The sequence below is a fragment of the Rhodoferax sp. OV413 genome (genome assembly GCF_900104385.1).
Taxonomy (GTDB): domain Bacteria; phylum Pseudomonadota; class Gammaproteobacteria; order Burkholderiales; family Burkholderiaceae_C; genus Rhodoferax_B.
Genome location: NZ_FNJA01000002.1, coordinates 81,711 through 97,562, shown reverse-complemented (window position 1 = coordinate 97,562; position 15,852 = coordinate 81,711). Strand labels below are relative to the sequence as shown.

Sequence of the window (15,852 nt, the reverse complement as noted above, 5' to 3'; positions counted from 1 at the left end):
GCGCCCGTAGCAGAATCGGAGTTTTCCATACCCAGGATCTCGCATGAACGAAGCTTTCAAGATAGACCGGCTGGACCTGCGCATCCTGGCCCAGTTGCAAAAAAATGGGCGCATGACCAATGTGGACCTGGCCGATGCCGTAGGCCTGTCGCCCAGCCCCTGCCTGATCCGCGTGAAACGGCTGGAGCAGTCCGGCTACATCGCCGGCTACGGCGCCCACCTGCGACTAGAGAAGCTCGGCGATACGCTGACCGTGTTCACCGAGGTCACGCTGTCCGACCACCGCCGCGAGGATTTCACCCGCTTCGAAGCCGCGATCCGCGAGGTCGACGAGGTGCTCGAATGTCATCTGGTCAGCGGCGGCTACGACTACCTGCTGCGCTTTCTGACACGCGGCGTGAACCACTACCAGGAAGTTGTCGAAGAGCTGCTGGAACGCAACATCGGCATCGCCAAGTACTTCAGCTACATCGTCATCAAGTCGCCGTTCATCAAGGCGCATTGCCCCGTCGAAAAACTGTTTCCCCACCAGCGCTGAACCACGCGCCTGACCGCATGCCAGACACCTCTTCACGTCCTCGCCAATCCGTTCGTTTCGTGCGGCTCGCGGAGACCGACCGACCGCCGCTGTCGCTGCTGATCGACGGCGAACCCGCCATCGCCTTGGAGGGCGACACGCTGCTCGTGGCCTTGCTCAGCCACGGCCGCCGGGTGCGCGACAGCGAATTCGGTGACGGCCCGCGTGCCGGCTTCTGCCTGATGGGCGCTTGCCAGGACTGCTGGGTGTGGACACCGCAAGGCCAGCGCCTGCGCGCCTGCAGCACGCCGGCCGAGCCCGGCATGGCCGTACTGACCCGGCCGCCGCTGCAACATTGGCCGGCCACGCCCGACCTGCAGCAGTCACTGGCACGGCAGACGGCCCAGGAGGCTGCGTGAGCACCGCGCCGCGCATCGTGGTGGTAGGCACCGGCCCGGCCGGTGTACGCGCCGCCCAAGCCCTGGTGCAGGCCGGCCTGCGGCCCACCGTGGTGGACGAAGGCCGGCGCGACGGTGGCCAGATCTACCGGCGCCAGCCCGAGGGCTTCAAGCGCTCCTACGCCAAGCTCTACGGCAGCGAAGCCGGCAAGGCCCAGGCTCTGCACCAGGACTTCGACGCACTGCGCCCGCACATCGACTACCGCGGCGACACCCTGGCCTGGAACCTCACCGAAAAAACCCTGCACCTGGTGCATGCCGGCCAGGCCGAGACATTGGGTTTCGATGCCTTGCTGGTCTGCGCCGGCGCCACCGACCGGCTGATGCCGGTGGCCGGCTGGCACCGTGCCGGCTGCTACAGCCTGGGCGCGTCGCAAATCGCCTTGAAAGCCCAGGCCTGCGCCATCGGCCAGCGCGTGGTCTTCATGGGCAGCGGCCCGCTGCTCTACCTGGTGGCCTCGCAATACCAGCAGGCCGGCGCCCAGGTGGCGGCAGTGCTGGATACCGCGCCCGCGGCCAAGTCCTGGGGCGCCATCACCGGCCTGCTCGCGCGGCCCACCCTGGCGCTGCGCGGGCTCGGCCTGATACGCGGGCTACGCCGTGCCGGCGTGCCGGTGCTGCAAGGCGTGGCGCCGCTGCTGATCGAAGGCGACGAGCGCCTGGGCGTGCAGGCTGTGCAGGTGCGTGATGCGCAAGGCCGCACGCAGCGTTTCGAATGCGACGCGGTGGGCCTGGGCTGGCACCTGCGCGCTGAAACCCAGCTGGCCGACCTGGCCCGCTGCGAATTCGACTTTGAACCCGTAAGCCGCCAATGGCTGCCGCGCATCGATGCCGACGGCCGCAGCAGCACGCCGACGGTCTACCTTGCAGGTGATGGCGCGCGCATCCTCGGCGCCGATGGGGCCGAAGCCGCCGGTCGCCTGGCTGCGCTGGCCGCGTTGAACGATCTCGCGCATGCCCAGGGTCGCGCCCTGTATGAAAACGAGTCGGCCACGCTGCGCCGCACCCTGGCGCAGATGGACCGCTTCCGCGTAGGCCTGGCCCGCGCCTTCCCCTGGCCGCACGCACAGGCCGCGACCCTGCCAGACGAGGCGGTGGTCTGCCGCTGCGAAGCCGTCACCGTGGGCGAACTGCGCCGCTGCGTGAACGAACTCGGCAGCCAGGAAGTCAACCGCGCCAAGGCCTTCAGCCGCGTCGGCATGGGCCGCTGCCAAGGGCGCTTTTGCGGCCATGCCGCGGCCGAGATCGTGGCCCAGGCCTGCGCGATACCGATAGAGCAGGTAGGCCGGCTGCGTTCGCAGGCGCCTGTGAAGCCGCTGATGATGGACACGCTGGAGGCGGTGGAATGAGCGCAGCAACATTCGATACCGACGTGCTGGTGCTGGGCGGCGGCCTGATGGGCACGAGCACCGCGCTCTTCCTGCGCCAGCATGGCAAGTCTGTCACGCTGCTGGAGCGCGAACTCGTCGGCCGGCAAGCCAGTGGCACCAACTTCGGCAACGTGCGCCGGCAAGGCCGTGAGCTGCACCAGATGCCGCTGGCCAACCGGGCACGCGCCGTCTGGGGCCGGATCAAGGAGCTGCTCGGGGAAGACGTGGAATTCGTGCCCTACGGCCATCTGCGCGTCTGCTACACCGAGAAGCAGGCCGCGGTGATCGAGAAGCACGCGCGCGACGTCAAGCCGCTGGGCCTGGACCTGGAGCTGTTCAGCGCGGCGCAGCTGCAGAAGCGCTGGGGCATCTTCGCACCCGGCGTGGTCGGCGGTTCGCTGTCGCCCCACGACGGCCACGCCAACCCGCGCCTGGCCGGCCCCGCCTTTGCGCGCGCCGCACAACGGGCTGGCGCCAACATCGTCGAGCATGCCGAGGTGCTGCAGGTCGAACGCGACGGCAATGGCTTCGTCGCCCACACGGCCGATGGCCGGCGCTTTCGCGCGCCGCAGATGCTGGTGGCCTGCGGCGCCTGGTCTAACCGCATGGCCGAACAGTTTGGCGAGCGCGTGCCTATGGAGGCCCGCGGCCCGCAGATGGGTGTCACAGAGCCGCTGCCCTATGCACTCGGGCCATCCATCGGCCTGTCGTCGCCCATAGAAACCGAAGGCCTGTACTTCCGCCAGATTGCGCGCGGCAACATCGTCTTCGGCGGCGGGCTCAAGGGGCCTGCCCATGCCGACCTCATCCGCGCCTATGTGAAACCCGACAACGTGCTGCGCCAGTTGCGCGAACTGCGCCGCTTCGTACCCGCTTTCGAACACGTGCAGCTGATTCGCGTGTGGAGCGGCATCGAGGGCTACACCGCCGACTGGCAACCCGTGATGGGGCCGAGCGCCAAGTTGCCCGGCCTGCACTACGCCTTCGGCTTCAACGGCGAGGGCTTCGCCATCAGCCCCGGCGTGGGCGAGACCATGGCCGAACTAATGGCCACGGGCAGCACCTCGATTCCGCTGGAGCCATACTGGATTGGGCGGTTCGCAGCGCAGCAGGATGCGCAAAAGGCCGCATGACCTAGCGGCGCGGCTGCCACAGGGATGAAACCTCGGTCGAACCAGCAACTCGGGGCCAGCTTGACTGCCATGTGCCTTGGCGCACAATTGCTACTAAATATATAGCTGCATGCGCTTATTGAATATGCGCAAGAGCCTTATTTGATTCATAACCCATTGTCGTACCGGTTGCGCCCGTGTCCGCTGAACGCGCACAACCGCCATAGCTGGCGGATTGGCGCATCTCACTCCCACCGTTTCTGGGTCGCGATGATGCCCAGCGGATACTCGCGGCGGTCCAGCGGCTGGCGCAACACAATCCGGCTGGCGAAGCGCTCGATGCCGATATTGTCTTCCAGCATCTGTTCCATCAGCGCCTGAAAATAACCGACGCCGGGCGCCACGATCTTCAGCAGGTAGTCGTAGCCGCCGCTGACGTTGTAGCACTCGACGATCTCCTCGTGCTTGCCGGCGCCTTCCTCGAATCTGCGGAAATCATGCGGTCGGTGGCTGCTGAGGGTGATCTCCGAGAACACGATGACGTGATCGCCCAGCTTTTCCAGCGCGATATCGGCGCCGTAGCCACGGATCAGCCCGATCTCCTGCAGCCGCTTGGTGCGCAGCAGACACGGGCTGGGGCTGAGGCCCACTGAATCGGCCAGGTCGACGTTCGAGCAGCGCCCCTCACGCTGGAGATGCACGAGTATCTTGAAGTCGAACCGGTCTAGAGAAACTGTTCTCATGGGGGTGATCGTACTGTCTGATCGATCAGGTCGATCCCGGCGACTTGCGCAAAGCCTCGGTGAGCGATGCGTCCAACGCTTCGATGACAATGCCGGCCTGCTCTGCCGACAGCACCAGCGGCGGACGTATCTTGAGCACGTTGTGCCCCTGGGCGCAGGCGCTGAGCAGCACACCTTTGTCGCGCATCAGGTTGACCACCTGGCTGGTGAGGCTACGGTCTGGCGCCCGTGTCGTCCGGTCCGACACGAGCTCGACACCGACGAACAGCCCCGCTCCGCGCACATCACCGATGGCCTCGTGCTTCACGGCGAGCCCGGCGATGCCATCGCGCAGCAGCTTGCCGACCTGGGCGGCATGCGGCACCAGCCGGTCCCGCGCTATGGTCTCCAGCACCGCCAGGGCGGCTGCGCACGAGACCGTGTTGCCAGCGAAGGTGTTGAAGTAGCGGGAGTGCTTGCCGAACTCCGCCAGGGCGTCGGCGGTCGCCAACAGACCGGCGATGGGCTGGCCATTGCCCATAGGCTTGCCCATGGTGACGATGTCGGGAACGAGATCATGGCGCTGAAAGCCCCAAAGATGCTCCCCTGTGCGGCCGAAGCCGGGCTGCACCTCGTCGGCAATGAACAGGCCGCCAGCACGTTTGATCGCCTCGACCGCGCCCTGAAGGAAGCCTGTGGGCCCGGGCAGGATGCCGTCGCTGGTGAAGAGCGAATCGACGATCAAGGCCGCCGGCTTGATGCCATGCCGCTGCAGGTCGGCGATGGCCGCCTCGACGTCGCGCGTGAAGCGCTCGCCAAGGTCGGCGCCTTCGGCGTGGTACAGGCGCGGCGCCGGCACCAGGCGCACATGCGGGCCGAGGTCAACGGTCGCTCCCAGCGATGGCGAGAACTGCGACACGGCATCGGTGATGCCGTGGTAGGCCGTGTCGGTGACGATGATGCCCGTGCCGCCCGTGCGCACCTTGGCAATGCGATAAGCCAGGTCGTTGGCCTCGCTGCCGGTGCAGGTCAGCATCAGGTGGGCCAGGTCCGTTCCGGGCACGCTGGCGAGCAGGCGCTCGGCCAGCTCCAGGATAGTGTCGTGGAGGTAGCGCGTATTGGTCGCGAGCGTCTGCACCTGGCGGCAGATCGCCTCGGTCACTGCGGGGTGGCAGTGGCCGAGCGAGGTGACGTTGTTGTAGACGTCAAGGTAGCGGCGACCTTGCGGGTCCATCAGCCACACGCCATCGCCGCGCACGATATGCAGCGGGTGTTCGTACATCAGCCGGTAGGCCGGGCCGAGCAGCGCATTGCGCCGCGCGATCATCGCCTCGGTGGCGGGCCCGACGTTGGCGCGGCCGGGGATGTAGGCGTTGACCATATTGAAGTCGGCGGTGGTTTTCATAGGGAAGCTCCGTTTCGTGTGGGCGTCAATAAGCGGTCGCGCGCCGCGTGGCGGGGGATATCTGCCAGCTGTGCCAGCGCCTCCCAGGCCGCGGGGTTGTGGCGCATGATGTAGGCGCGGTTTTCGGGGTAGCGCAGGGCGCGCCACTCCGAGATCAAGGCCGTGACGAGGTGGCGCGTGACCATGAGGTCGGCGACGATGTCCTGCTCGAGCTCGGTCAGTGGCAGGACGGCCTGGTAGGCACTAACGAATTGCGCGGGCCCCTCAAAGGGGTCGGCGTTGCCGGCCATGTGGAAGGCGGCAGCCGTCGCCACCTCGCCGACCAGCGGCGCATGCAGCATGTCGCCGAAGTCGATGATGCCGGTGATGCGCGCCGAGTCGTCCGGCGCGACCAGCACGTTGTAGAGGTGGTAGTCGTTGTGGATCACCTGCGCCCGCAACGACGCGAGGCGGGGCAGCACATGCTCAGTGAAGCGCGCCATGAACGACTGGGCCAATGCACGGCGTGGTCCTTCGACCAGGCTATGGAGTTGGACAGACAGCCTGTGTGCGGCCGACACATTCCATAGCAGGTCGTGCGTGGCCGCAGGGTGCGTAAAACCTTGCAGTGCCAGGTTCAGTTCGGCCAGTCCCTTGCCCATCGCCACGCGCTGCGCAACGGTGCGCGGCGTTTCCCGGATCTGGATACCGTCCAGGTAGGTGAGCAGGCGCACCGTGGTGCGGGCGCCGTCGGGCAGCACCACGGTATTGCGCGTGTCGCCGTCCAGCGTGCGCACCACGCGGGGCACGGGCTGGCTGGGCGATGTGCGGGCGATGTGCTCCAGGGCAGCGATCTGGAAATCAACCAGCGGCTCGGGTTCGGAAGGATTGCTGATCTTGAACACGTAGCGCGTGCCGTCGGCGGTCTCCACGGCGCAATTCTGGTCGCGCTCGCCGGCCAGCGGGTGCACGCTGCCGTCGATGCCGTAGAGGCGTGCCACCAGCGCCTGCACCTCGTCCGGCGCCAGGTCGGGCGCTGCCGTGCTCAGCGCCGCGGCATCGGTGGGGCGCCCAGCATGCATCACCCCCTGGACCCCGGGCCGGGATTTCAGGCCGGGCATCAGAGTCCTAGCAGTGCAGGAAGCTGGCGCACGTCGCTCAAGCGGTTCACGCCGTATTCGCCCGAGGTGGGCTCGTGGCCACGGTCGATGAAAGCCTTGGCCATAAAGCCCAGGTCTGACGCCGTCATCAGGTCATACCGGAAGCTCGACGAGACATGCATCATCTGATCGGGCCCGCAGCCGAGCTGGTCGAACATGTATTCAAAGGCCTGCATGCGCGGCTTGTAAGTGCGCGCTTCCTCGGCGGTGTAGACAGCGTGGAAAGGGGCCTTGAGGTGCGCGACGCTGTGGGGGATGAGGTCGACCATCGAGTTCGACAGAATCACCAGCGGCACATGCGGCGCGATCGCCTCCAGCACCTCGACCACGTTCGGGTGTGGCTGCCAGGTGGGCACTGCGTCGTACAGAGCGACCGCATCCGATGCCAGGCATGCGATGCCATGCGCCTTGCAGGCACGCTGGATGGAGTTCTCCACCACATCGAAAAAGGGCTTCCAGTCGCCCAGTACCTCGTCGAGGCGATAGGCCCGGAAACTGTCCAGGAACGCCGGCATCCGGTCGGCCGGCACACGGTCCTTGAACAGGACTTTTGCCGTCGGACCCATCTCGAAGTTGATGAGTGTGCCGTAGCAATCGAAGCTGATGAATTTTGGTTTGAATTCCATGGGTTGGCCCGCTGCGTTGAGATGGAATGAGTCTAGGTTTATCCCCCTTTCAGGAGATGCCATATCGCAGCGGAACCCAAGCAGTTTCTTTGTCAATCCAGACGGGGGCCGGCATTTTTGATGGGTGTGGTTCGGGGAAGCTGATCAACACGACCCGGGCGACTTGAACGCAGCGAACGTCGGGTTCTTGGGCCAGCCTGACACGTAGTCGATGCAGCAGGCCTCGATCCAGAAAAACTACTAAAAACATAGCACTCTGCGCTTATTGAATAAGCGCCAGAGGCCGATTTCATTCAAAAATATTGGCGCCCTGTCTCACGCCGCCAGCGCACGCTCCGCCACCTCGCAGAACCAGCGCACGCCCAGCGGCAGCGCGTCATCGTTGAAGTCGTAGCAGGGGTGGTGCAGTGCACGCTCGCCGTCGGGCCCGGGGTTGGCACGGCCCTGGCCCAGCCACAGGTAGGCGCCCGGGTTGCGCTGCAGCATGAAGGCGAAGTCTTCCGAGGTAAAGGCCGCGCGCGGCGCCACAGCCGCCTGCAGGCCTATCGCCGTGGCCGCGTCGAGCGCCAGCGCGGCTTCGGCTGCGGTGTTAATGGTTGCGGGGTAGTAGCGCAGGTAGTTCAGCTCAGCCTGTACGCCGTTGGCCAGCGCCACGCCGTCGACGCAGGCGCGCAGCGCGGCTTCGATGCGGTCCTGCGTGGCGGGGTCGAAACTACGCACGGTGCCGGTGATGGCCACCTCGGCCGGCAGCACGTTGTGGCTGTGGCCGCCCTCGATGCGCGTGACTGACAGCACGGCCGATTCGCCGGGATCGATGCGGCGTGAGACGATGGTGTTGAGCTGTGTCACCAGCAGGCTGGCCGCGAGGATGGCGTCCGGCGTGTGCTGCGGCTGGGCGGCATGGCCACCGCGGCCGCGCAGCACGATGTCGAAGCGGTCGGCCGCCGCCATGATGGGCCCGGGCCGGGTCTGCGCCTGGCCCAGCGGCAGGTCGGGCCAGTTGTGCAGCGCGTAGACGCTGTCGCAGGGGAAGCGCTCGAACAGGCCGTCGTTGACCATCGCGCGCGCACCGCCCTTGCCTTCTTCGGCCGGCTGGAAGATGAAGTGCACTGTGCCGACAAACCGCTTCGTACGGGCCAGCTGCCGCGCCGCGCCGATCAGCATGCTGGTGTGGCCGTCGTGGCCGCAGCCATGGTGCACGCCTGGCGTGCGGCTCGCATAGGCGGTACGGCCCAGCTCGGCCATAGGCAGCGCATCCATGTCGGCGCGCAGGCCTACGCTGCGGCCACCCTCGCCGCAGCGCAAAGTGCCGACCACGCCGGTGCCGCCCAGGCCTTCGTGCACCTCCAGGCCAAGCAGGCGCAGGCTTTGCGCCACGATGCCGGCAGTACGGCATTCGGCGAAGGCCAGCTCAGGATGGGTATGCAGGTCGCGCCGCAGCGCCACCAAGTCGGGCAGCAGATCGGCCACCGGTGCCGCAATACCGCTCAGCATCCTAGGCACCGCGCAGAGGTGAGGGCTGTGAAAATCTTGAGACGCATGAGAACCCCTGGAGAAGGAAGGAACAAACCCGATCCAAGCTTACGAAGATCCCACCACCGATGTGGCCGATTCACGGTCGGCCCCTGACAGCAAATAGCGTTTTCACTGCCGCGGACGCAGATTCTTCGGCGGCGTTGAAGTGCGGGCCCTGCCAGGGCTACTTGCTGGATCCGTAGACTAGCTGCTCGTCGATGGAGAGCAGGTCGTGGTGCAAGGTCATGGCGGCCCCGATGGCGCAGGCATCCGGCCCCAGACTGGACACCTCGATACTGGGCAGGCTGAACGGCTGCACCAGGTGCTTGGCGATCGAGTCCAGCACCTCGGTTTGCACCTGCAGGTACAGCACCGCCACCGGCCCGCCGAGCACGATGCGCCCGGGGTCGAAAACACTGATCAAGGAAGCCATGCCACGGCCCAGCCACCACGCCCACTCCGTGATCGTGCGCAGCGCCGCTGGAACTTGCGCTTCCAGCGCCGCCACAAGATCCGCCAGACTGGCGCCCACGCCACCATGGTGCTTGAAGCGGGCCATCACGGCGTTGCGGCCCACATAGCTTTCAAAAGAGCCCTGCACCGCGGTTGCGGGGTCAAACCCCTCTTCGCCCAGGTGGATGTGCCCGATTTCGCCGGCGTAACCCCGTTGGCCGCGCAGCAGTTTGCCCTGCGCAACCAGGCCGCCACCAATCCCGGCGTCCAGGTAGACGAACAAGGCCTCGCTGCTGGCCGACGGCGTTCGGCTGTACAGCTCCGCAGCGGCAAATGCATTGGCGTCGTTTTCCGAGGTAAATACGCCGTTCCATTGCAGTTTTGCACTCAGCAATGCCTGGATGGGAACCGCGTTCCAGCCCAGCACCGGTGCCCGCAAGACGATGCCGGACCTGTCGATCAGACCCGGCACCACCACGCAGATACCGCGCAAAGGCTGGGCTGGCGGAATTTTCCGGATAAAGGCTTGCACCATCTGGGCGGCCGCATCCACCGCATGGTCTACGTCGCCAAAGGGGGACTCAAAAGGAACCGACTGGCTCATGAAGCAGTGGCCCATGAGGTCGACCGCCGCCACGGACAAATGGCCCACCCCCATATCCACCCCCACAAAGGTCGAATGTGCCGGATTCAGCTGCACCAGCTGCCCCGGGCGACCCGCGCGCGCGCCCGGCGTGGAGCCGGAAACTTCGCGTTCCAGTACCAGCCCTTGCTCACCCAGGTTCGCAATCAGGTTGCCCACCGTCGAGCGCATCAAGCCAAGTTCGCGCGCCAGGTCGGCACGGGTGGTCGCGCCATTGCGGTACAGGGAATCCAGGATGCGGGCTTCGTTGATATGCCTGACGGCACTGGGCATGGACATGGGCGGGTGGTGGATTTCTGCAGTGGATGGACCGCCAAATTATGCAGCCGCCTCCACCCGCCTATCCCGGCAGCAGGATCAAGGACGCGGCCCCCACCAGGCCCGAGTTCTGCCCCAGCTGCGCGGCGACTACCGGTGTGCCGCGAAACGGTGGCAAGGCCCGGCGCGCCACGTGCTGGGCGATGCCAGGGTGCAGCAGGTCAAACCCCTGCGAAACACCGCCACCGACCACCACCAGCTCCGGGCTGTACAAATGCAATAGGTTCACGATGCCAATGCCCAGCAGGCGCGCTTCGCGTTCCAGCAGCTCCAGGGCCAGCGCATCGCCGGCGCGGGCAGAGGCCACCACCTGCTTGGCATCCAGCGCCGCACCAAAGGCCGCCAAGTGGCTGGTAGGTGCCAGCGCAGCCTGCTGGCGCGCATACTGCCCCAATGCCGTACCGGAGGCCAGGGCTTCCCAGCAGCCCGGGTTACCGCAGCTGCAGACTTCTGCCTGCGGGTCTATGGTCATATGGCCTATGTGCCCGGCCAGCCGGCCCCGGCCGCGCAGCACCCGGCCATCGGCAATCACGCCGCCGCCGATACCCGTGCTGACCGTGACGTACACAAAGTCGCTCAGGCCCCGGCCGGCGCCGAAGCGCCATTCGCCGATGGCCGCCGCCACCCCGTCGTTCTCCAGCCTGACGGGCAGGGCCAGGGCCTCCTGCAGCCAGGCGACGATGGGCACATTGACCCAGCCGCTCAAGGTGGGTATGCCCAGAATCACACCGGCCTCGCCATCCAGCGGGCCGGGCGCGCTGACCCCCACCCCGCCCAATACACTGGGCGCAATGCCCTGCGTAGTCTCCGCAACCAGTTGCTGTATCTGCTGCAGCACTGCGCCTGGCCCGCCAACGGCATCGGTACGGGCTGCCGCACGGGCCAGCACCTGGCCGCTGGCATCCACCAATGCGGCACGTACCTGGGTGCCCCCCAGGTCTACGCCGACCGCCCATCCATTTCCGCCCATAGGCTTCATTGCGCGGCCAGCCATTCCATGCGGGCGGCCAGATCGGCGTCGCCAAAGGCCAGCGAACCCAGCACTACGGCCTCGGCACCCGCCGCGCGCAGCTTGGGTACGGTTTCATGGCGGATGCCGCCGTCGGCCACCACGATGATGCGGTGGTCCAGCTGGGCATCGCGCACCAGGGCGCGGGCCTCCTGCAGCCGGTCCAGCGCGTCGTCATGCAGGCCTTTGCCCTTGACGCCTATGGACGTGCCCAGCAGAGTCAGGAAATGGATGTCTTTCAGGTAGGGCGCCAGCACGGCGACCGGTGTTTCCACCTTCAGCACCAGCCCGGCCAGCAGGCCACGGCGCTTGATGTGGTCCAGCGCGCCGGTAGCCACGCTGGCGCATTCGGCATGGACGGTGATGACCTTGGCGCCCGCATCGGCAAACTGGTCGATCTGCGCAGCCAGTATCTCGTCCGACACCATCAGGTGCACGTGGGCTGGCACCGGGCTGGCAGCGCAGACGCGGGCCAGCAGATCAGGGAAGAACAGGAACGCGGGTGCGAAATGCCCATCGGCCACGTCGATGTGCAACAGGTCGGCATAGGGCTGGATGCGGTCCAGGTCGTGCCCTATGCGCAGCAGGTCGGCCGACCAGACGGAGAACTCGGCGATCAGGCGGTCGGTGGGCAGCTGGGTGAACCAGGTAGGAAGATGTGTGCTTACGGTGGTGCTCATGATGGAAGACTTTGGATGAATTGCCGCAGCGCGGCGTGCAGGTCGTGGACGTAAGCCTCGCGGCTGACGGATTTGGGGGTGATGGTGCCCAGTTGTGCCCGAGGCAGCAGCTGTGCCAGGCTGCGCGCATGCGCCAGCGGGTGGATGGCGTCGCCCTCGTGGCCGAGCACCAGGGCTGGCACGCGGATGGCGCGCACATCGTCCGGGCCTACGCCCGGGCCGTCGGCAGATATGCGCCGCAGCAGCGCGGAGGTGTCGGCTTGCGGTTGGCGGTTGAAGAAGCCGCGCAGCGTGGCCAGGTTGTCCGGGGCGCTGGCCGCCAATTTTTTGGCCGTGGCACTTTGCTCAAAGCATTCCCGGGCGCGCTCAGGGCTGAACTGGGCCAGCAGCGTACCCACCTCGGCATTGGGCTGCATATTGGCGGGCGCCGATTCGGTGACCCAAGCGGGGCGCACGAGCACCAGCGCGCCCACCAGTTCGGGCCGCTTCACCGCAATGCGCAGCGCGATGGCCGCACCCATGGAGATGCCGCCCAGCACAACCCGCTCCAGCTTTTCTGATTCGATCAGCGCAATCACATCGTCGCTGAACTGAGCGATCGACAGCGCTTCCACCGGGCCGGTGGGCGATTGGCCGTGGCCGCGGCATTCCAAGCTCAGCAAGCGCAGCTCGGCGTCGTCGGGGAAGGCTTCGGCGGTCTGCTGCGCACTGCCGCACAGGCCGTGTTGGAACACCACCGGTATCCTGCCCTGTTGCGCATCGAAAAAGGCCAGCGGCAGGCCGGAGCGCTGCAGCCTGCGCCGTTCCAGGCGGTCGAATTTCATGGCTGCACCTGTATGCCCACCGCGTCGCAGTTGCTGCGCAGAAAGCGTGCCACGCCCGGGGCTTCAGCGGCTGCCAGACCATGGGTGATCAAAGGCCCGTCAAAGCCCGCGGCTTTGAGCTGCGCCAGGTAGTGCGGGTAGTCCAGCACGCCCTGGCCCGCAGTAGCAAAGCGGCCATCGGCGTGGCGGTCTTTGGCGTGGCCCATGGCGATGCGGTCGGCCAGCAGGTCGATAGACTGGGCGACCGTGTTGCGTTGCTCTTGCAGTGTGGCTACCTCGAACAGATTGGCCGGGTCCAGCACGATGCGCAGGCGCAGGCTGCCCAGTTCGTCGATCAGCTGGCGCGCGCGCTGGGCCGAATTCACCACGTTGGCCAGCTCGGGCTCTATGCCCAGGTAGACCTGGTATTTGTCGGCAATCGCAATCGCAGTTTCCATGGACTGCAGCAGGTCGCGCCAGGCTGCGGGCGTGGTGTTGTCGGGGTGTTCACGCCACTGGTCTTCCGCATCGCGGGTGCCGGTGCACAGCGTGATCAGCTGGGTGCCCATGCCGGCGCAGGCCTGGGCCAATGCTTCCAGCCGCGCGTGGCCGGCTTCGCGCACACGCAGGTCGGGGTGCACCATGTTGTAGGTGCCGGATACGGCGGTGATTTCAATGCCGCTGTCACTCGCCGCATGGGCCACGGCCTGCGCGGTGTCAGGCGTGATGTGCTCGGGCATGGCCGCCAGGCCCGAGCAAGCCATGTTGTACTGCGCCGCGCTAAAGCCGGCTTGGGCCACGGCCTGCAGCACACTGTCCGGCGTTTTGCCGTCAAAGGTTTTGGAGAAGATGCCCAGGCGCATTACAGGCCACCTTCCACATCGGCCAGGGCCACGGGTTTGCCACTTTCGGCGCTGCGGGCGATGGCCACCATGGCGCGTACCGAGGCAATGCCGTCGTCCACATTCGCGCCGGTCATAGGCGCGTTGTGCAGGACCACATCGGCAAAAGCTTCGACCTGGCGGCGGTAGAAGTGGCCGTCCGCGCCCAGCGGGCGGCGGGTGGTGGCGTCTTTCTCGTGGAAGATCTCCACGTCGCTGCTCTTGTAGTACCAGGGGTTGTAGGTCTTGGCCAGCACGCTGCCGTTCTCGCCATAGATCTGGAAGCCCTCGTGCCAGTCCATGCGCACGGCCACCGTCAGGTCCAGGTGGCCCAGCGTGCCATTGGAGAATTCGGTGTCCACAAACCAGCAGCGGGCACCGAAGCGCTCGGACAGGCGCGCCTGCACGGACACGATCTCGCCGCCCAGGTAGCGCGCGGTGTCGATCAGATGGCAGCCGTGGGCCAGCATCAGGTAGCGGCGCATATCGGCCTTGGGGTCTACGGCCGGCTTTTTGCGCGCGGCGCTGGTCACCATCAGCGGCTGTACCGCATCAGTCATCGCATAGCGGTGGGTGTTGTCGCAGTACCAGGCTTTGAGGGCCAGCATCTGGCCCATGTCCTTGTCGATGAAATCCTTGGCCGCCTGCAGGCCCGCGTCGAAGCGCTTCATGTGGCCGACCTGCAAGAACTTGCCGCTTTGCTGCACCGCCTGCTTCAGCGCCACGACTTCTTCGACGCTGACGCCCAGGGGTTTTTCGGAAAGCACATGCTTGCCCGCGGCCAGCGCCTTCAGCGATGCCGGCACGTGGAAGGCATCGTTGGTGGCGATGATGACGGCGTCCAGGTCGGGGTCGGCCAGCATGGCGTCATAGTCGCCATAGCTCTTCTCGGGCTTGTGGGTCCAGGCCATGCGTTCGCGCAGGTCGTCGGCCACGTCGCAGATGGCGTACAGGTCGGCATTACGGGCCTTGGTGCAGCTTTCGAAATGGGCGGCTTGGGCGATAGGGCCGCAGCCGAGGACGCCGATGCGCAGGCGGTGGTCTTCTTTTTTGGGCATAAATGGGAGGGCAGAGGTTGGATGAAAAGGTAGTCGTTGCTTCAGTGCACGCGCACGCCGCTGTCACGGTCAAAAACCAGGGCTTTGCCCAGGTCGACGCCGAAGTCCACGGCGGCACCCACGGCCACCGGCGCATCGGCCGAGAGACGGGCCATTACTTCGTGCGGGCCAATGCGCAGCGCGGCATACAGGTCGGGGCCGGTAGGCTCCAGCACATCTACGGCAGCGCGCAGGCCGAAGTGGCTGTCCGGCAGGCTATCGCTGCGCAAGAACCATTCGGGCCGCAGGCCAAACAACAGGCTCTGGCCGGCCTGCACCGGGGCCGCCGTGCCGGACTTGGCCGGCAACGGCACCACGATATCCGTGCCATCGATCTGCAGCTGCAGCGCGCCGCCGCTGGGCTGGGCCGTGGCCGGCAGCAGATTCATCGACGGAGAACCCATGAAGGTGGCGACGAAGGTATTGGCCGGCTGGTCGTAGATGTCCGACGGCGTGCCGAACTGCTGGACCTTGCCGTCCTTCATCACCGCAATCCGGGTGGCCATGGTCATGGCTTCCACCTGGTCGTGGGTCACGTAGATGGTGGTCTTCTTGACGCGCTGGTGCAGGCGCTTGATCTCGGTGCGCATGTCTACGCGCAGCTTGGCGTCCAGGTTCGACAAGGGTTCATCGAACAAAAAAATCTTCGGGTCGCGCACCAGGGCCCGGCCCATGGCCACACGCTGGCGCTGGCCACCGGACAGCTGCTGGGGCTTGCGGTTCAGCAGGTGGCCGATCTGCAGCAGCTCAGCCACTTCCGCCACCTTGGCGGTCTGTTCCTGCGGCGACTTGCCGCGCATGCGCAGAGGGAAGGCCATGTTCTTCTCGACCGTCATCGACGGGTACAGCGCGTACGACTGGAACACCATGGCGATATCCCGCTCCTTGGGCTCCAGGTTTTGGATCGAACGGCCATCGACGGTGATGCTGCCGCCGCTCAGCGGCTCCAGGCCCGCCACGATGTTGAGCAGGGTGGACTTGCCGCAGCCGGACGGCCCGACCAGCACCAGAAAGTCGCCGTCATCAATGGAAATATTGATGCTGGACAGGATGTTGACGTTGCCGAACTGCTTGGTAAGGTTGTCTATCTTCAGGGAGGTCATG

16 protein-coding genes are annotated in these 15,852 nt (G+C 66.2%); 4 read left to right on the top strand and 12 right to left on the bottom strand.

All coding sequences use genetic code 11. From position 1 onward, the window contains the following. Positions 1–43 precede the first annotated feature (43 nt). From BLT66_RS07885 to BLT66_RS07870, 4 genes are read left to right on the top strand one after another with little or no spacing between them, the layout of a single operon-like run. Entirely contained in the window at positions 44–538 is a 495-nt protein-coding gene (locus BLT66_RS07885; protein WP_092757145.1) for an Lrp/AsnC family transcriptional regulator, read from the top strand. A gap of 17 nt (positions 539–555) precedes the next feature. After that, a complete protein-coding gene (locus BLT66_RS07880; protein WP_092757144.1) occupies positions 556–936 on the top strand; it encodes a (2Fe-2S)-binding protein in 381 nt (126 codons plus the stop codon). Beyond that, the gene (locus tag BLT66_RS07875) at positions 933–2,324 is read left to right on the top strand and encodes an FAD/NAD(P)-dependent oxidoreductase (RefSeq protein WP_092757143.1); all 1,392 of its coding nucleotides are present in this window, start codon (positions 933–935) and stop codon (positions 2,322–2,324) included. The genes BLT66_RS07880 and BLT66_RS07875 overlap by 4 nt, the downstream gene beginning before the upstream one ends. Beyond that, positions 2,321–3,478, top strand: coding sequence for an NAD(P)/FAD-dependent oxidoreductase (locus BLT66_RS07870; protein WP_092757142.1), 1,158 nt, complete (start codon positions 2,321–2,323; stop codon positions 3,476–3,478). Before BLT66_RS07875 ends, BLT66_RS07870 begins: the two co-directional genes overlap by 4 nt. Before the next feature lie 224 nt (positions 3,479–3,702). On the opposite strand, the gene BLT66_RS07865 is transcribed toward BLT66_RS07870, so the two are convergent. The 12 genes from BLT66_RS07865 to BLT66_RS07810 form a co-directional block, all read right to left on the bottom strand. After that, positions 3,703–4,200, bottom strand: a complete 498-nt coding sequence (locus BLT66_RS07865; protein ID WP_092757141.1) for an Lrp/AsnC family transcriptional regulator — start codon at positions 4,198–4,200, stop codon at positions 3,703–3,705. 25 nt (positions 4,201–4,225) lie between these two features. Further along, positions 4,226–5,584 carry an aspartate aminotransferase family protein gene (locus BLT66_RS07860; protein ID WP_092757140.1) on the bottom strand — a complete coding sequence of 453 codons (1,359 nt, stop codon included), beginning with the start codon at positions 5,582–5,584 and terminating at the stop codon, positions 4,226–4,228. Continuing rightward, positions 5,581–6,684, bottom strand: a complete 1,104-nt coding sequence (locus BLT66_RS07855) for a phosphotransferase (protein ID WP_092757139.1) — start codon at positions 6,682–6,684, stop codon at positions 5,581–5,583. The genes BLT66_RS07860 and BLT66_RS07855 overlap by 4 nt, the downstream gene beginning before the upstream one ends. Next, positions 6,684–7,349: a haloacid dehalogenase type II gene (locus tag BLT66_RS07850; RefSeq protein WP_092757138.1), complete on the bottom strand. Its 666-nt coding sequence runs from the start codon at positions 7,347–7,349 to the stop codon at positions 6,684–6,686. Before BLT66_RS07850 ends, BLT66_RS07855 begins: the two co-directional genes overlap by 1 nt. A 315-nt stretch (positions 7,350–7,664) precedes the next feature. After that, positions 7,665–8,843: an amidohydrolase gene (locus BLT66_RS07845; RefSeq protein WP_092757137.1), complete on the bottom strand. Its 1,179-nt coding sequence runs from the start codon at positions 8,841–8,843 to the stop codon at positions 7,665–7,667. Positions 8,844–9,048: 205 nt separating this feature from the next. Beyond that, positions 9,049–10,239 (bottom strand): ROK family transcriptional regulator, encoded by a 1,191-nt coding sequence (locus tag BLT66_RS07840; protein WP_092757136.1) that lies wholly within the window; start codon positions 10,237–10,239, stop codon positions 9,049–9,051. Between the two features lie 61 nt (positions 10,240–10,300). Then, positions 10,301–11,248: an ROK family protein gene (locus BLT66_RS07835; protein ID WP_092757830.1), complete on the bottom strand. Its 948-nt coding sequence runs from the start codon at positions 11,246–11,248 to the stop codon at positions 10,301–10,303. Positions 11,249–11,253: 5 nt separating this feature from the next. After that, positions 11,254–11,967, bottom strand: a complete 714-nt coding sequence (locus tag BLT66_RS07830) for a ribulose-phosphate 3-epimerase (protein ID WP_092757135.1) — start codon at positions 11,965–11,967, stop codon at positions 11,254–11,256. Further along, a complete protein-coding gene (locus BLT66_RS07825; RefSeq protein ID WP_092757134.1) occupies positions 11,964–12,791 on the bottom strand; it encodes an alpha/beta fold hydrolase in 828 nt (275 codons plus the stop codon). The genes BLT66_RS07830 and BLT66_RS07825 overlap by 4 nt, the downstream gene beginning before the upstream one ends. After that, positions 12,788–13,633 carry a sugar phosphate isomerase/epimerase family protein gene (locus tag BLT66_RS07820; RefSeq protein ID WP_092757133.1) on the bottom strand — a complete coding sequence of 282 codons (846 nt, stop codon included), beginning with the start codon at positions 13,631–13,633 and terminating at the stop codon, positions 12,788–12,790. Before BLT66_RS07820 ends, BLT66_RS07825 begins: the two co-directional genes overlap by 4 nt. Further along, the gene (locus BLT66_RS07815; protein WP_092757132.1) at positions 13,633–14,709 is read right to left on the bottom strand and encodes a Gfo/Idh/MocA family protein; all 1,077 of its coding nucleotides are present in this window, start codon (positions 14,707–14,709) and stop codon (positions 13,633–13,635) included. Before BLT66_RS07815 ends, BLT66_RS07820 begins: the two co-directional genes overlap by 1 nt. A 41-nt stretch (positions 14,710–14,750) precedes the next feature. Continuing rightward, positions 14,751–15,851 (bottom strand): ABC transporter ATP-binding protein, encoded by a 1,101-nt coding sequence (locus tag BLT66_RS07810; RefSeq protein ID WP_092757131.1) that lies wholly within the window; start codon positions 15,849–15,851, stop codon positions 14,751–14,753. Position 15,852 lies beyond the last annotated feature (1 nt).

What these genes read in the sequence shown, in the direction of transcription:
- BLT66_RS07870 (WP_092757142.1), top strand. Translation starts at nt 2,321, where the DNA reads ATGAGCGCAGCAACATTCGATACCGACGTGCTGGTGCTGGGCGGCGGC.
- BLT66_RS07845 (WP_092757137.1), bottom strand. Translation starts at nt 8,843, where the DNA reads ATGCTGAGCGGTATTGCGGCACCGGTGGCCGATCTGCTGCCCGACTTG.
- BLT66_RS07880 (WP_092757144.1), top strand. Translation starts at nt 556, where the DNA reads ATGCCAGACACCTCTTCACGTCCTCGCCAATCCGTTCGTTTCGTGCGG.
- BLT66_RS07860 (WP_092757140.1), bottom strand. Translation starts at nt 5,584, where the DNA reads ATGAAAACCACCGCCGACTTCAATATGGTCAACGCCTACATCCCCGGC.
- BLT66_RS07835 (WP_092757830.1), bottom strand. Translation starts at nt 11,248, where the DNA reads ATGGGCGGAAATGGATGGGCGGTCGGCGTAGACCTGGGGGGCACCCAG.
- BLT66_RS07865 (WP_092757141.1), bottom strand. Translation starts at nt 4,200, where the DNA reads ATGAGAACAGTTTCTCTAGACCGGTTCGACTTCAAGATACTCGTGCAT.
- BLT66_RS07810 (WP_092757131.1), bottom strand. Translation starts at nt 15,851, where the DNA reads ATGACCTCCCTGAAGATAGACAACCTTACCAAGCAGTTCGGCAACGTC.
- BLT66_RS07855 (WP_092757139.1), bottom strand. Translation starts at nt 6,684, where the DNA reads ATGCCCGGCCTGAAATCCCGGCCCGGGGTCCAGGGGGTGATGCATGCT.
- BLT66_RS07825 (WP_092757134.1), bottom strand. Translation starts at nt 12,791, where the DNA reads ATGAAATTCGACCGCCTGGAACGGCGCAGGCTGCAGCGCTCCGGCCTG.
- BLT66_RS07820 (WP_092757133.1), bottom strand. Translation starts at nt 13,633, where the DNA reads ATGCGCCTGGGCATCTTCTCCAAAACCTTTGACGGCAAAACGCCGGAC.
- BLT66_RS07885 (WP_092757145.1), top strand. Translation starts at nt 44, where the DNA reads ATGAACGAAGCTTTCAAGATAGACCGGCTGGACCTGCGCATCCTGGCC.
- BLT66_RS07840 (WP_092757136.1), bottom strand. Translation starts at nt 10,239, where the DNA reads ATGTCCATGCCCAGTGCCGTCAGGCATATCAACGAAGCCCGCATCCTG.
- BLT66_RS07815 (WP_092757132.1), bottom strand. Translation starts at nt 14,709, where the DNA reads ATGCCCAAAAAAGAAGACCACCGCCTGCGCATCGGCGTCCTCGGCTGC.
- BLT66_RS07830 (WP_092757135.1), bottom strand. Translation starts at nt 11,967, where the DNA reads ATGAGCACCACCGTAAGCACACATCTTCCTACCTGGTTCACCCAGCTG.
- BLT66_RS07850 (WP_092757138.1), bottom strand. Translation starts at nt 7,349, where the DNA reads ATGGAATTCAAACCAAAATTCATCAGCTTCGATTGCTACGGCACACTC.